General features: G+C 71.5%; 15 protein-coding genes. 9 read left to right on the plus strand and 6 right to left on the minus strand.

The window, feature by feature from the left end; genetic code table 11:
- Positions 1 to 116: 116 nt before the first annotated feature.
- Both ABD235_RS17460 and ABD235_RS17465 read right to left on the minus strand, forming a co-directional pair.
- Entirely contained in the window at positions 117 to 758 is a 642-nt protein-coding gene (locus tag ABD235_RS17460) for a response regulator (protein ID WP_344175237.1), read from the minus strand.
- Positions 755 to 2,272, minus strand: a complete 1,518-nt coding sequence (locus ABD235_RS17465) for an ATP-binding protein (protein WP_344175238.1) — start codon at positions 2,270 to 2,272, stop codon at positions 755 to 757. The genes ABD235_RS17460 and ABD235_RS17465 overlap by 4 nt, the downstream gene beginning before the upstream one ends.
- Before the next feature lie 195 nt (positions 2,273 to 2,467).
- On the opposite strand from ABD235_RS17465, the gene ABD235_RS17470 reads away from it, so the two are divergent.
- The 7 genes from ABD235_RS17470 (at position 2,468) to ABD235_RS17500 (ending at position 9,024) form a co-directional block, all read left to right on the plus strand.
- Entirely contained in the window at positions 2,468 to 3,778 is a 1,311-nt protein-coding gene (locus tag ABD235_RS17470) for a PspC domain-containing protein (protein WP_344175239.1), read from the plus strand.
- Entirely contained in the window at positions 3,775 to 3,954 is a 180-nt protein-coding gene (locus ABD235_RS17475; RefSeq protein WP_344175240.1) for a hypothetical protein, read from the plus strand. Before ABD235_RS17470 ends, ABD235_RS17475 begins: the two co-directional genes overlap by 4 nt.
- Before the next feature lie 208 nt (positions 3,955 to 4,162).
- Positions 4,163 to 5,311: a Cmx/CmrA family chloramphenicol efflux MFS transporter gene (locus ABD235_RS17480; protein WP_344175241.1), complete on the plus strand. Its 1,149-nt coding sequence runs from the start codon at positions 4,163 to 4,165 to the stop codon at positions 5,309 to 5,311.
- Between the two features lie 140 nt (positions 5,312 to 5,451).
- Positions 5,452 to 5,652 carry a cold shock domain-containing protein gene (locus ABD235_RS17485; protein ID WP_344175242.1) on the plus strand — a complete coding sequence of 67 codons (201 nt, stop codon included), beginning with the start codon at positions 5,452 to 5,454 and terminating at the stop codon, positions 5,650 to 5,652.
- A gap of 90 nt (positions 5,653 to 5,742) precedes the next feature.
- Complete coding sequence (locus tag ABD235_RS17490) at positions 5,743 to 6,888, plus strand: L-histidine N(alpha)-methyltransferase (RefSeq protein ID WP_344175243.1); 1,146 nt, start codon at positions 5,743 to 5,745, stop codon at positions 6,886 to 6,888.
- An 86-nt stretch (positions 6,889 to 6,974) separates the two neighbouring features.
- Positions 6,975 to 7,694: a hypothetical protein gene (locus tag ABD235_RS17495; protein ID WP_344175244.1), complete on the plus strand. Its 720-nt coding sequence runs from the start codon at positions 6,975 to 6,977 to the stop codon at positions 7,692 to 7,694.
- Positions 7,695 to 7,761: 67 nt separating this feature from the next.
- Positions 7,762 to 9,024 (plus strand): MFS transporter, encoded by a 1,263-nt coding sequence (locus tag ABD235_RS17500; RefSeq protein ID WP_344175245.1) that lies wholly within the window; start codon positions 7,762 to 7,764, stop codon positions 9,022 to 9,024.
- Here the strand turns inward: ABD235_RS17500 and ABD235_RS17505 are convergent.
- The 4 genes from ABD235_RS17505 to ABD235_RS17520 form a co-directional block, all read right to left on the minus strand.
- Positions 8,996 to 10,033, minus strand: coding sequence for a zinc-binding dehydrogenase (locus ABD235_RS17505; protein WP_344175246.1), 1,038 nt, complete (start codon positions 10,031 to 10,033; stop codon positions 8,996 to 8,998). The two genes, ABD235_RS17500 and ABD235_RS17505, sit on opposite strands and share 29 nt — an antisense overlap.
- 79 nt (positions 10,034 to 10,112) lie before the next feature.
- A complete protein-coding gene (locus ABD235_RS17510) occupies positions 10,113 to 10,403 on the minus strand; it encodes a hypothetical protein (protein ID WP_344175247.1) in 291 nt (96 codons plus the stop codon).
- A gap of 47 nt (positions 10,404 to 10,450) precedes the next feature.
- Positions 10,451 to 13,231, minus strand: coding sequence for an ATP-binding protein (locus ABD235_RS17515; RefSeq protein ID WP_344175248.1), 2,781 nt, complete (start codon positions 13,229 to 13,231; stop codon positions 10,451 to 10,453).
- Positions 13,232 to 13,241: 10 nt separating this feature from the next.
- Positions 13,242 to 13,382, minus strand: a complete 141-nt coding sequence (locus ABD235_RS17520; RefSeq protein WP_344175249.1) for a hypothetical protein — start codon at positions 13,380 to 13,382, stop codon at positions 13,242 to 13,244.
- Between the two features lie 71 nt (positions 13,383 to 13,453).
- Here ABD235_RS17520 and ABD235_RS17525 point away from each other — a divergent pair, with 71 nt between their 5' ends.
- Complete coding sequence (locus ABD235_RS17525) at positions 13,454 to 14,431, plus strand: GlxA family transcriptional regulator (RefSeq protein ID WP_344175250.1); 978 nt, start codon at positions 13,454 to 13,456, stop codon at positions 14,429 to 14,431.
- 32 nt (positions 14,432 to 14,463) lie between these two features.
- Positions 14,464 to 14,895 carry a GNAT family N-acetyltransferase gene (locus tag ABD235_RS17530; protein WP_344175251.1) on the plus strand — a complete coding sequence of 144 codons (432 nt, stop codon included), beginning with the start codon at positions 14,464 to 14,466 and terminating at the stop codon, positions 14,893 to 14,895.
- Positions 14,896 to 14,901 lie beyond the last annotated feature (6 nt).

Genomic DNA, 14,901 nt, shown 5'->3' on the forward strand with positions numbered 1-14,901 from the left:
TATGTCGACAATCCCGATCGGTGGGACACAGGTCAGCACGGAAAGCGGCCGGTACGGCGCACGCGCCGACGGTCGCCCCGGTACGACGCGCCGGCGCGTCGTACCGGTCGAAGAACTCAGACCAGGCGGCGGTCCGTGGCCCAGCGGGTGAGCTCGTGGCGGTTGGACAGCTGGAGCTTGCGCAGCACCGAGGACACGTGGGTCTCGACGGTCTTCACCGAGATGAACAGCTCCCGCGCGACCTCCTTGTACGCGTACCCGCGGGCGATCAGCCGCAGCACCTCGCGCTCGCGCTGCGACAGCCGGTCGAGGTCCTCGTCGACCGACGCGATGTCGATCGCGCCCGAGAACGCGTCCAGCACGAACCCGGCCAGCCGCGGCGAGAACACCGCGTCGCCGTCGGCGACCCGGCCGATCGCGTCGACCAGTTCGGTGCCGCTGATGTTCTTGGTGACGTACCCACGGGCGCCGGCCCGGATCACGCCGATCACGTCCTCGGCCGCGTCCGACACCGACAGCGCCAGGAACTTGATCTCCGGGTGCCGCTGGTGCACCTGCTTCATCACCTCGGTCCCACCGCCGCCGGGCAGGTGGACGTCGAGCAGGACCACGTCCGGCTCGGTCGCCACGATCGCCTTCACCGCGCTGTCCACGTCGGCGCCCTCGCCGACGATCTCCACCGCGGTGCCGATCTCGCTGCGCACACCGGCCCGGAACATGTCGTGGTCGTCGATGACGACCACCCGTCGTTGACTCATCTGTCCATCTCCAGTCGCACTTCGGTGCCTGTTTCCGGGCTCGACCGCACCGTCGCGCGGCCGCCGTGCCGTTCCATTCTCCCCATCACGCTGTGCCGCAGACCGAGCCGGTCCTCGGGCACGCCGTCGGTGTCGAAGCCCTTGCCGCGGTCCCGGACGAACATCTCCGCCCGGTCGCCGTCGACCTCGACGAACACGTCGATCTTGTCCGCGCCGGAGTGCTTGGCCGCGTTGACCATCGACTCCCGCGCCGCGCGCACCATCGCCGACAGCCCCTCGGTCAGGTCGCAGTCGCCGACCGTGACCACCTCGACCGGTACGCCGTGGGAGTCCTCGACCTCGGCCGCGGCACGCTTCGCGGCGCCGGCCAGGGTCTTGTCGGTCTGGTCGTCCTCGTCGTACAGCCAGGCCCGCAGCTCGCGCTCCTGCGAGCGGGCCAGCCGGGTCACGGCCTTCGGGTCGGCCGCCTGCTTCTGGATCAGCGCCAGCGTCTGCAGGACCGAGTCGTGCAGGTGCGCGGCCATGTCGGCGCGTTCCTGGGACCGGATCCGCTCCCCGCGCTCGGCGTTCAGGTCACGGCTCAGCCGGTGCACCCACGGGCCGGCGATGACGCCGAGGCCGACGACCGCGAGCAGCAGCGCGACCAGGACGTCGCCGACCTGCGAGAGGCGGCCGTTCTGCACCAGGAAGACCGTGACCGCCGTACCGAGCAGGATCACGCCGACCACGACGCGGACGATCGACTTCATCCCGCCCTTGCCGAGCAGGTTGCCGAGCGTCGGCGCCTTGTTCGTCCAGGCGGCCTTCTGCGTCTCGTCGGCCTGCCGCCAGATCAGCGCCAGACCGGTCCCGGCGAAGACCAGCGGCCAGAACATCTTGCCCGCGATGCCGAGCCCGGCGGCCTGCAGGAGCAGCAGGACGCCGGCCGCGACAACCACGATCGCGATCATCTGGCCGCGGTTCTTCTCGCGGCGCCGGGTCCGGGCCTCGCTGACCGGCGGCGGAGGTACTTCGGACCGCATGTTCTGCCGGGTGTGCGCCGCCAGTCCCGGCGCGGCCGGGACGGTCGGAGCCGCCAGCGGCATCAGGAACCACAGCGCCGCGTAGATCAGGACGCCGAACCCGCCGAACACGGTCGCCGCGATGAACACGAGCCGCACCGCGATGTCCGGCACGTTCAGGTGATCGGCGATCCCGCCCGCGACGCCGCTGACAACCCGTCCCTCGAAGCGCCGGTAGGCCCGCCGTACCGGCGGTGGCTCAGGAGCAGGTCCAGGCGGCCCGTACGCCGTACCGCCCGGCTGACCCGGACGGCCCGCACCAGGCACCCCGTACGCCGCACTGCCGGCCGGTCCGCCGTGCCAGTGCCGGTACTGGTCGGCGTGCGGCCGCGCACCACCGGCCGGCGCCTGCTGGCCGGCCGTGGCGGACTGGTTCTGCCCGTGCGGCGACCCAGCGGGGCCTCCTGCACTGGAGGCTCCGCCTGGGGGCGCGGCTGCGGCTGGTTGGCTCATCACCACGATCGTCACATGCGGACAGGGCCGACACCAGCAGGCTTGTCCCCGGGCGCCACCTCAGCGCGAACCCCCGGCGGTCAGGGTCGGCTCGGGGACAACCCGGAGGGATCAGGCGGGACCGGCCAGTTCCAGGGGTCGGCGCAGGGGGATCCCCGATGTCGCCGCGGCCCGGCGCGGGACACTATCGGTGTCATGGAGCAGAACCAGAGCGGCTTCGATCGCACCCAGCTGCGCGACGTGCAGAGCTGGCGACGGAGCAGAAGCGACCGGATGGTGGCCGGTGTGTGCGGCGGGATGGCCCGCGCGCTGAACATCGACCCGGTACTGGTTCGCGTCGTGATGGCGACGCTGGTGATCATCGGTCCGGGCATCCTGTTCTACATCGCCGGCTGGATCCTGATGCCGGACGAGGGCTCGGACAAGGCTCCGGTCGAGGGCCTGCTCGGCAACCGGGTCCGCGCGGACCACCCGTGGCTGTGGCCGGTCGTGCTCGGCGTCTGCGTGTTCGTCGCGATCGCGGTGATGTCGTCGTTCAACTTCGGCAAGCTGATCCCCGGCCCGATCGTGGTGCTCGGCCTGCTCTACCTGTTCGTCTTCCGCAAGCCGAAGAACGGCCGCCGCTCGCACTGGTCCCACCAGGGCACGTCGCTGCAGAGCCGCCCGCAGGATCCCACGCCGTACGCCCCGAACCCGCAGACCACCCAGTACGTCGGCCAGCAGGCTCCCCAGAACGGCCCGCCACCTCCCCCGGCGGGCACGTCGTCCTCGGCCACCCGGCGACCACAGGACCGCACCGTCGAATCGGTCCAGCCGGTGTGGACCGAGGACGACCCCCTGGGCCTGTACGTCGACGAGCCGCCGGCCGGCTACGCCCCGGCGCCGACCCGGCCCGCCGAGCCGCCCGTCAAGGGTGTCCGCGGTGTGAAGCCCGCCGTCGTCGCGCTGACCGGCCTGGCGATCGCGATCGCCTGGCTCGCGGGATCGTCGACGCCGACGATGCTGGCGATCGGTGTGGCCACCCTGGGCGCCGGGATGCTGATCGGCGGGTTCATCGGCCGGACGATGGCGCTGCTTCCGCTCGGCATCCTGCTCGCGGCCGGGGTCGCGGCCAGCACGATCTTCCCGAGCGTGCCGCGCGACTTCAAGGACGTGAACGTGGTCTCGCGGCCGGACCAGCCGATCACGTCGACCAGCAACAACTACACGTTCGACGCCGGGTCGGTGCACGTCGACATGACCAAGACGACGTTCGCGCCGGGCGCGCACGTGACGATCAAGGGCGGGGTCGGTGAGGTCGTGCTGAAGCTGCCGGCCAACGTCGACGTCACCGGTACGCTGAGCGCGCAGGCCGGCGAGGTGATCGGCCTGGGTGGGCAACGCGAAGGCGGCCACGACCCGAAGGTCGTGCTGAACGACCTCGGCGCCGACGGCAAGGCCGGACCGGAGAAGGTCGTGATCGACGCAGAGCTCAAACTCGGCAGCATCACAGTGGAGCGCGGATGAGGAAGACGAAGGCGGACGTCCCCGGTGTCATCACCGGCACCGTCCTGACCGGCGCCGCGACCATCTACCTGCTCAACGAGGAGGGTCTGGTCCAGACCGACGACCTCGGCCTGACCGCCGCGCTCCTCCTGGTGGTCGCCGGAGCGGTAGGCCTCGCGGCCTCCCGCCGCAGTTAACTCTTTGCCGTCCCTCGAACCACACTTCTAGGATTCCAGCGTGTCCACGCCCGAGGCCGACAGAGGCTAGCCACCGACTGTTCGGTGGCTGATCCTTCGCCCGCACCGCAGCCGGTGCGGGCGTTCAGCCTGTCCCGGGCCGTCGGCGATGTGTGTTCTCGCGCGGCAGTCCTGCCGCGTCCATCGTCTCGTGGTCGTGGAGTCCTCGATGCCCTTCGTGCTGTACCTGCTCGCCCTGGCGGTGTTCGCCCAGGCGACCTCCGAATTCATGCTCTCCGGGCTCACGCCGGAGATCACCGCCGATTTATCCGTCTCGATCCCCACCGCCGGCTGGCTCACGTCGGCGTTCGCGCTCGGCATGGTCGTCGGCGCGCCGGCGATCGCCCTCCTCGGCCGACGCTGGCCGCGGCGCCTCACGCTGCTGTCGACACTGACCGTCTTCCTGCTCGCCCACGTCGTCGGGGCGCTGGCCGACGACTTCACCGTCCTGCTGATCACTCGCCTGGTCGCGGCTTTGTCCAACGCCGGGTTCCTCGCCGTCGCGTTGGCGACCGCGTCCACGCTGGTCGAGGCCAAAGGCCGGGCGACCGCCGTACTGCTGGCCGGTACGACGCTCGCCTGCATCGCCGGCGTACCGGCCGGGGCCTGGCTCGGGCAGCACCTCGGCTGGCGCTCGGCGTTCTGGGCCGTCGCGCTGATCTGCCTGCCCGCGCTGGTCGCGATCTTCCGGTCGCTGCCGCGCGATCGGACCGCGCCGCAACCACCGGTCGCGCGGCTCCGGCCGTCGCCACGGCTGGTCGTGCTGCTCGTGCTCGGCGCATTGGTGAACGGGGCAACGTTCTGCACGTTCACCTATCTCGCCCCGGTCCTCACCGACGTCACCGGCCTCGACCGCTCATGGATCCCCGCGTTGCTGATGCTCTTCGGCCTGGGATCCTTCGCGGGCGTCACCCTCGCCGGCCGGTACGCCGACCGCCAGGCACCCGGCGTACTGGCTGCCGCCGGTGTCGCACTCCTGCTCGGCTGGTGCTTGTTCGCCTGGTCCGCCCACCTGACCGCCGCGGCTGTCGCCCTCGTCTTCGTCCAGGGCCTGCTGTCGTTCGCGGTCGGCTCCACCCTGATCTCCCGGGCCCTGTACGCCGGCGCCGAGTCGCCCGTACTGGCCGGCGGCCTGGCGACCGCCGCCCTCAACGTCGGCGCGGTCCTCGGCCCGGTCGCGGGCGGCGTCGGCATCACCTTGGCCGGCGACCGAGCACCCCTGTGGTGCAGCGCGATCCTGGTCGCGAGCGCGCTCGCGGTGGCTGCTGCCGCGCGGATCCTTGCGCGTCCGGAGCCGGCCGCGACTGCGCTGCGCTGACGGTTCGCGGCGGACCGGTCCGGCGTACCGGGACGGATTCGGCTAGTCTGGTGGACCGCTCGGCACGGCCGGACTCCGGCCGACGGGCACCGGAGGGGCCCGAGTGCAGCGGGTCCCGTTGAGGGTCACGGGAGTTTCCAATGGTGCGCGGCACCGTGAAGTGGTTCAACGCCGACAAGGGGTACGGGTTCCTGGCGGTCGACGGGCAGGACGACGTGTTCGTCCACTGGAGCCGGATCGTCTCCGACGGGTACAAGACCCTCGAGGACGGCCAGCAGGTCGAGTTCGAGGTCGTCGACGGTCCCAAGGGCCGCGAGGCCGACGCGGTCACCCCGGTCTGACCCGCGACGCCTGGGAGCGGGTTTCCGGACTGCGGGGGTCGGCGGCAACCGATAACCTGAGCGCCCACGCCTTTGGGAGGGGTTGCCGCGGTGAGCGAGCCGGTGCACGTGATCAGGAAGCTCGAGCAAGCACTGGTCGACGACGACTTCTCCTGGTCGTTGCTGCTGGTCGGCGAGGACCAGACCGACAAGCTGGCGACGCTGACCGGCGACCTGCGCGGCCCGTACTCCACCACCGGCGACGGGAAGCAGATCACGTCGGGCTTCTCGTACTGGGGGATCGGCCCGACCATCGCCTGGGCGAACGCGACCAACGACCCGTTCTACCTGGTGATGAAGGCCGGCGCCGAGTCGTTCCAGCGGCACTGGCGGCAGGTCCGGCCGCACGTGGACCACGGCGGGTTCCACTTCGTCAGCCTGGGCGTCGGGACCGGCGTCAAGGACCGCACGATCGTGGCCGACCTGCACCGGTACAACCCGGACATGTTCTACATCCCGGTCGACATGAGCTCGGAGATGCTCCGGCTGGGCACGCTCGAACCGGTCCGCGGCGCGGGCTTCCCGATGGCGCAGGTGCTGCCGGTCCAGCTGGACTTCTCGATCGCGGACAACGTCGAGCAGCTCGGGCAGATGCTCGCCAAGCTGGTCGGCGACGAACCGCTGCTGTACGGGCTGACCGGCAACACGCTGGCCAACTTCGAGAGCGACCTCGAGCTGCTGCAGACACTGACCAAGGTGCTCCGCCCGCAGGACCGGTTGCTGCTCGAGGTCGCCAGTACCAACGTGCTGAACGCGGAGACGGCGAAGGAGGCCGCCGAGGAGTACCACCAGACGCGGGCGTTCGCGGAGTTCGTCACCAGCGCGCTGCGCTACAACACCGACCTGCGGATCGACCTGGACAACCTCGACTTCCGCGGCGAGGTCGAGGACGACGACGCGCTGCTGGTGAAGATCGTCTGGCAGAACAACACCCCCGACCAGATCGTGATGGGCCTGCCCGACCACACCGACGTCGCGCTCGACAAGGGCGACACGATCCTGCTCTACACCACCCGCAAGTTCTCCACCGAGCGCCTGAAGAAGCTCACCTCGGCCTGCGAGCTCACCCCGGTCGAGCACGCCCGCTCCCGCTTCCGCCGCACCCGCCGCCCGAGCCCCTTCGGCCTCGACCTGATCCTGCTCGCCCCCGGCACCGCCCCCGCCACCAGCTCCCTGGCCGACGACATCTGGCGATGAGCACCCCACCACCCGGTACGCCGGGAAGCCCTGGCGCGAAAGGCGAGAGCCGCAGCGGTCGCGACAGCCCGGATGCACAGCGAAGCGTGGGCGAGGGTGCCGAGCGAAGCGAAGGCGAGGGCGGCGCCCGCCCCTCCCTCCCCGACCGGCGGATCGCGACCGCACGGCTCCGGGTGCTGGGCCGCCTGCGCCGACTCACCAAAGCATTGCCCGAGGCAACCAATCGGACCGCCTGGGCGGCGTACCGCCGGACCGTCGTCTCCGTCGTCAGCTACGGCCTCCTGGCCGTCGCGTTCGTGCTCGGCGTGATCTGGTTCTTCAAGCCCGACAACAGCCGCTGGGAACCGGCGGTCAACTCGCTCACGCTGGTCGCCGGCCTGACCGGCATCTTCGTCGAACGCCTCACCGCCGCCGCCGAACGCCGCAGCGAGGTGCTGCGCGCCGTCGCCGAAGAGCTGCAGGAGAACACCCGCCTCCTCGCCGACGAACGCTTCTCCCCCACCCCGCCGAGCCACCGCCAGGTCTACCCCCGCCTGGTCGTCTCCGCCGTCGACCTCGCGCTCGTCTCCGGCGCCCTCGGCCTGCACCGCGACGCCGAGCTCGTCGGCCTGCTGCATCGCTGGCGCGACACCGTCCACCTGTTCAACCGTCGCCTCGACCTGACCGAGATCAGCACGTTCTCGAGCACGATCACCAGCGCCGAGCTGGCCGCGTTCCACCGCGCGCTCAACCACGAGAACAGCTACTTCGCGACCACCCGCCAGATGCTCGAGACCCTGCTCGCCCGCCTCCCGAAGGACGCCTGAGGTTGCCCCGCGTTTGCGGCTCCGGTAACGTACCCCTCCCCTAGCGACGAATTCCGAGAGCTGGAGGGTGGGGTCCGATCCCACCGAGTTCTTGGAGCTGCTCGTGCTACGGCACCACGATTTCCGGCTACTGCTCGCCGGACAGACCACCAGCCAGTTGGGCGCCCAGGTCAGCGGCGTCGCCCTTCCCCTGCTGGCCGTTCTCACCCTCGACGCCACACCGTTCGAGCTGGGCCTGCTCAGCGCGTCGAGCACCGTCGCGTTCGCGCTGATCGGTCTCCCGGCCGGCGCCTGGGTCGACCGCTGGCGCCGCCGCCCGGTCCTGGTTGCCTCGGACGCGATCCGTTGCTTGCTACTGGCAACAATTCCGGTCGCCGCCTGGCTCGGCGTACTGACCATCACGCAGCTGGTCGTGGTCAGCCTGTTGTCCGGCTTCGCCCGGGTGTTCTTCGACGTCGGCTACCAGAGCTACCTCCCGACGGTCGTCGGCAAGGACCAGGTCCTCGCCGGGAACTCCACCCTGGAAGCGATCCGCGCCTCCGGCCAGGTGGTCGGCCCGGGTCTCGGCGGCTGGCTCGTCGCGCTGCTCGGCGCGGCGAACGTTGTCCTGGTCCAGGCCGTCACGTTCGCCGTGTCCGCCGTCTGCCTGCTCGGCATCCGTACGCCGGAAGCAGCACCCCGCCGTACGACGAACTCGCTGCGGGTGCAGATCCGCGAAGGCCTGTCCTTCGTCCGGCGGACGCACACCCTGGCCGCGCTCGTGCTGACCAGCGCGCTCGGCAACTTCTCGTTCGCCCTGGCCTCCGCCGTGACGATGATCTTCCTCGTCCGCGACCTGCACCTGTCCTCGACGCTGATCGGCCTGACCCTGGCCGGTGGGTCGCTGACCGTCGTCCTCGGCGCCGCGACGACGCCGCGGCTGGCGCGACGCTTCGGCTCGGCGCGGATCATCTGGCTCGCGCCGGTCGTGGTCGGTCCGGTCGGGCTGCTCGGTCCCCTCGCGAGCGGCGACTGGCCCACCTGGCTGATCGTCCTGCTCGTGCTGGTCGGCACCGGCGCCGGCGAGTTCGGGCAGATCGTCTATGCCATCACGTCGGTCAGCCTGCGGCAACGGCTGTGCCCGGACCACCTGCTCGGCCGGGTGAACGCGACCACACGGTTCGCGATCATGGCGTTGTTCCCGCTCGGCGGACTGCTCGGCGGCGTACTGGGTGAGTACGCCGGTCCGCGCGGGACCCTGGCGATCGCGCTCGGCCTGCTGGCCGTGTCGCCGCTGCCCGCCTACCTGGCCCTGCGCGGTGTCAGGGACGTCGAGCAGGTGGCTGGATAACCGTCACCCCGGCCGGCGTACCGGCGGTCAGCTCGTCGAGAGCAGCCGGTACGTCGTCCAGGGTGATCGTCCGGGTGATCAGGTCCTGCGGCCGCAGTACGCCGGACGCCACCAGATCCAGCATCTCCGCGTAGGTGTGCGCGGCCATCCCGTGGCTGCCGAGCCACTGCAGCTCCTGGCCGATCAGCCGGGACACGTCGAGCTGGACACCGGAGGGCAGCAGCCCGACCTGCAGGTGCCGTCCTTGCGGCCGCAGCACGGTGAGCGCCTGCTGCACGATCTCGTTGGACCCCAGCGCATCCATCGTCACCCGAGGCCCACCACCGGTCAGCGCGCGGATCTCGTCGACGGCCCCCGGCCCAGCCTGTACGACGTCGGCCGCGCCGTACTTCCGGGCCAGCTCCAGCGCCCCCGGATTGGTGTCCACGGCAACGACCCGGGCACCGAGCGCCGCCGCGATCATCACCGCCGACAAGCCCACACCCCCGCACCCGAACACCACGACGTCCTCGCCGGCCTGCACCTTCCCCACCTGGTGCACCGCCCGGAACGAGGTCGCGAACCGGCATCCCAGCCCGGCCGCGGTGTCGAAGCTCATCTCCTCCGGCAGCCGCACGAGATTCACCTGCGCGAACGGCAGTGCGACGTACTCCGCGAACGAACCCCAGTAGTTGAAGCCCGGCTGCAACTGGTTCGGGCAGACCTGCTGGTTGCCCTCCTGGCACTGCTCGCACTCCCCACAGGCGCAGATGAACGGCGTCGTCACCCGATCGCCGATCTCCCACCCGCTCACCCCGTCGCCGACCGCCACGATCGTCCCGGCCAGCTCGTGCCCCGGCACGTGCGGCAGCACGATGTCCGAGTCGTGCCCCTGCCACCCGTGCCAGTCGCTGCGGCACAACCCCGTGGCTTCGACCTTCAGCACCACCCCACCGGCGGCCACCTCCGGCTCGGCCACGTCCTGCACCGTGGGCAGCACCCCGAACTGCTCGATCACAATCGCTCGCATGCCGCCTATCCTCAGGTACGGCCCCGATCACCGCCAGCCGCCCCGGCTCAGCTCACGGCGGCCGGCAGGCGCTGAGCGATCAGCCGACCGGCTGGCGCTGGTAGCTGCGGGCCACCTCGACGCCGAGGACCTGGGGGGTGCCGGACGGCTCCGGGCCGAGGAGCTTCGCCAGGGCCGGGCCGAGGCGTTCGGCGAAGAACTTGTCCGCGTGCGCCTTCGACTCCCACAGGGTGACCACCCGAAGGCCTTCGGGCGACGGACCGACGTAGCGGGCCTCCAGGCCCTCGGGTTCCGGGCCGACGTGTTCCATCACCTGGTCGAACTGCTCGATCGTCCTGAACGGCGGGGTGGCGACTGCGATCCACTGCATGGCTGTCTCCTTCGGTGGTACGGCCGGTGTTGGCCGCACCCGTAACGCTAGGAGGGCGGGGCCGCCACGGAATCCGCCGAACGACTCACTCCCGTACTCAGGTGCGCGGTCCAGGCGGCGATCTGGCTGCGGGTGGTGAAGCCGAGCTTGGTGAGGATGTGCTGGACGTGGTTCTGCGCGGTGCGTTCGGACAGCACCAGCCGCTCGGCGATCTGCCGGTTCGTCAGCCCCTCGGCCACGAGCGCCGCGACCTCCGCCTCGCGACGGCTGAGGCCTCCAGGCGCGTCACCGGCGACCAGCAGGGCGGCGGTGCGTCCGGCGTACTCGGACATGCCGAGGGACCTGACGAGCCGGTCGGCGTCCTGCGCCACAGCCGATGCGCGCCGGCGGTCTCCCGGGCCGTTCCGCGTGCGCAACGCGACCGCGAGGTGGTACTCCGCTTCGGCGACGAACCCGGGCGCACCGGCGCTCTCGGCCTGCCGGACAGCCACCGTCAGGTCGTCGACGGCCGCGTCCAGGCGTCCGAGCACCGCCGCGGCCCGTCCGAGGGCGAACTCGACCGGCCCCATGTACGCCACACCGTTGCCGACCGCGTGCTCGCCGCGGAACGGTTCGAGCCGCTCGACCAGTACGGCGAGGTCGTCGTGCCGCCCGAGCCCGGCGCACGCCAGCGCGGCGTACACGTAGCCGGGCATGACGAAGAAGGCCGGCAGCGACCAGGTCTCGATCGGTCCGGCCCGCCGGTACGACGCCGCCGCCTCGTCCGGCAGCCCCGAGCACAGCTGCAGGTAGGCCCGGGACAGCTGGGCCATCGTGGCGAACCGTGGCGGCGGGTCGAACGCCTGGCGCGCGAAGGCTGCCGCCTCCTCGGGCACCCCGACGTGACCCGCGAGCGCGGTCAGCAAGGCGAAGTACGCGCCGGACGCCGGCGCGGGCTCGACCACCCGCATCCGGTCGAATCCCCGGCGGGCGATCGCGGACGCGTCGGCGTACCGGCCACGGGCCTGGGCCAGGCAGGCCGCGACGCGATCGTGGTGCCAGGCGCCGACCGGGCCACCGAGCCGGTCGACCGCGACCTTCAACGCGGCAAGTTCGTCGGCGGCCGTCGCCAGCCCGCCGCTCTCGATCAGCGCGTCGAGTCGCCACAGCCAACCCCACATCGCCGCCCGCGCACTGTCCGTCCGCCGGGCCAGCGACAGCATCTCGGTCGCCAGTTCCAGCCGTTCGGCGCGACCGGCCGGACCGGGGCAGGCCTCTTGCCGGGCCCGCAGCGCATCCGTCAGGGCGAGATCGTCGTGCGCGGCCCGCGCCAGGTCGAGCGCTTCCGCGCTGAGCACGTCGAGCCGCTCCTGCTCGCCGTCGTAGAAGGCCAAGTGGCTGCGTTGGGCCAGGAGCCGGGCCCGGAGCGCGTCGTCCTGCGTGGTCGCCAGGGCTTCCTCGCACAGTCTCTTGGCCGTCGCGTTGATCGCCGGGTCGGGAACAGCTTCCAGCACCAGCGCGGCCTCGGCCTGCTGCTCCGGCGTCTGCGCCGTCTCGGCCGCGGCGGCCGCCGCGGTCACGCACGCCTGCAGGTCACCCGCCAGGTACGCCGCCCGGCCGAGCGCCGCCTGGATCACCGATCTCTCGCCCGGTGGGGAGGGTGCCGCCGCCAGCGCCTCCCGGTAGAGCCGAGCACCTTGTTCGTACGCGAGCCGCCGGACCGCGTCGTCCGCGGCCCGCACCAGCCACCGCCGCGCCGTTTCCCCTTCGCCGTACGCCGCCAGCTCGGCGCGGTGCCGGGCGATGTCGGCGAGATGCTCGGACAGGTCGGCCGCGAACTCGGTCTCCAGCACCTCGGCCACGCGCCGGTGCAGGGCGCACAGGTCAGCGGTGGCCAGTGACGCCTCGACCGCGTCGCGGGTGAGCGCGTGGACGAAGCGGTGCTCCCCGCCGGCGCCGACGCGATCCACGAGCCCGAACGCCACGGCCTCGTCGATCAGCGGCAAACACTCCTCGACCGGTCGGCCGAGCACGGTCGCCACGAGACCGGCGCGGAAGTCACGGCCGATGATCGCCGCGGCCTGCACCAGTCGGCGGCAGTCCGGGCTGGTCCGGTCCAGTCGCGCACCGACGATGTCGAGCACGCTCCGCGGTGGCCGGTCCGGACGCCACGAGCCGTCCGCCATCGCCCGGGCCACCTCGCGGACGAACAGCGGGTTCCCGCCGGTGATCTCGTGCACCCGTCGCGCTTGCTCCTCCGTTGCCAGGGGCAACTGCAGCCGGACTTCCACCGGATCCAACCCCTGCAGTGCCAGGCGTTTCACCGACGGCGCGCGGAGCAGCTCCGGCATCAATCGCGCGGTGGCCGGCTCGAAGTCGCGCAGCGTCGCGAGGACGAGCACACGCAGGGAGGTCACCTGGTCGGCGAGATGCCGCAGGACCAGCAGCGAACCCTCGTCGGCCCGGTGCACGTCGTCCAGGACGACGACCAGTCCGTTCTCGCCCGCCGCGCGCGCCACGGCCCGAACGATGTCCTCGAGGAGCCTGAACCGGTCCTCGGTTTCCGCGGCCGGCAACGGGCCGGCCCCGACCGAACGGAGCAACTGCTGCCAGGGCCAGTACGCCGGCGCACCTTGAGTCTCGACGCATCGCCCCCACGCCACCGTGGCGCCGGCCGCCAGCGCCAGTCCCGCCACTTCCTGCGCCAATCGGGTCTTGCCGATCCCGGCCTCTCCACTGCACAGCACCAGCCGACCCGCGCCGCCGCGCGCCTGGTCCACCCAGTCACGGAGCAGACCGAGCTCATGCCGCCGCCCGACGATCCCGTCGCCCTGCCCCGGCGTACTCACCCGCCCAGCATCACCTACCACCGCCGCGACGGGAAGCACCACAGCAACGCGGCGGCGCCGGCGGAGGGGGCAGCCGGTCGGCGATCCAGCCGAACAGGAGCAGCAGCACGACCCCGACGACGTAGACGAGGAGCTGCACGAAGATGAGCATGCAACTGATCGTCGCGACGACCGGCGCTGCTCGACAGTGGCAAGAATGCCGACCTCCGATAGATTGTTGACATGCACCGGATCGCAGTCATCGCCCTCGACCGGGTGGACAGTCTCAATCTCGCGATCCCGGGTCAGGTGTTCGGGACCGCGACCTCGGAGGACCGACCGGCCGGGGCCGTGTTCGGTGCTCCGCTCTACGAGGTGCTCGTGTGCGGGGAGCGTCCAGGCCTGGCTGTGACCGGCCGTGGCGGAGCCGAGCTGTTCCAGCTCACCGCACCCCACGCACTCTCCGCGGCCCTCACCGCCGACACCGTGATCGTGCCGGGTGCACGCCTGGACATCGAACCGGCCGCCGAGGTGCTCGAGCTCCTGCGGCAGGCCCACGGCCGCGGTGCGCGGGTCGCCTCGATCTGCAGCGGGGCCTCCGTTCTCGCCGCGGCAGGTTTGCTCGACGGGCGGCGAGCGACGACCCACTGGACCTCCGCCGAGTCCCTGGCGCAGCGTTTCCCGCGGGTCGAGGTCGATCCCAACGTGCTGTTCGTCGACCACGGCGACGTGCTCACGTCGGCCGGAGCGGCCACCGGCCTCGACCTGTGCATCCACATGGTGCGCAACGACTTCGGATCGGCCGTGGCGGCCGACGTCGCCCGCCACGTCGTCGTCCCTCCACAGCGCACCGGTGACCAGGCGCAGTTCATCGTGCACCACGAGCCCACCGCTGACAGTGGTTCGCTGGAACCGACGATGCGCTGGCTGCAAGGCCGGCTCGGTGAGCCGCTGACGCTGTCCGACATCGCCCGCCACGCGGCCGTCAGCCCGCGCACCCTCAACCGGCGGTTCCGCGAACAGACCGGGATGACGCCGCTGCAGTGGCTGCTCACCCAGCGCGTGCGCCACGCCCAGGAACTCCTGGAGACCACAGCCTTGTCGGTCGAGGACGTCGCCCGGCACTGCGGGTTCGGCACCGCGATCAACCTGCGCCAGCACTTCGGCCGGCGAGTGCACATCTCTCCGCTGGCCTACCGCCGGGCCTTTCAACCGCGCTGAAAAGCGGACCCGCCGCGTGGTTGGATCGACTCATGTTCCGAGCGGCCGGACGCGGTGACTTCGAGGCGATCAGCAGGCTCTACCACCAGCTGCACCCTGGCGAGCCGGTGCTCACCGACCGCGCGGACTTCGACCGGATCGTCGCGTCGGAGTTCTTCCGGTTGTGCGTGCTGGAGGTCGACGGGGAGGTGGTCGCCACGACGTACCTGAACCTCGTCCCGAACCTCACCCGCGGCAGCAGGCCGTACGGCGTCGTCGAGAACGTGGTCGTCGACGAGAGCCGCCGCGGGACCGGGCTGGGCAAGCAGCTGATGGCGGCGACGCTGCAGGCGGCCTGGGACGCCGGTTGCTACAAGGTGATGCTGATGACCGGGTCGAAGCGCGAGTCCACGCACGCGTTCTACCGGGCCTGCGGGTTCTCGCCCGACGCGAAGCAGGCCTACCTCGCGCGGCCGCCGGGCTAGAAACGA

Source organism: Kribbella lupini (assembly GCF_039529595.1).
In the GTDB taxonomy this organism is placed as follows: Bacteria; Actinomycetota; Actinomycetes; order Propionibacteriales; family Kribbellaceae; genus Kribbella; species Kribbella lupini.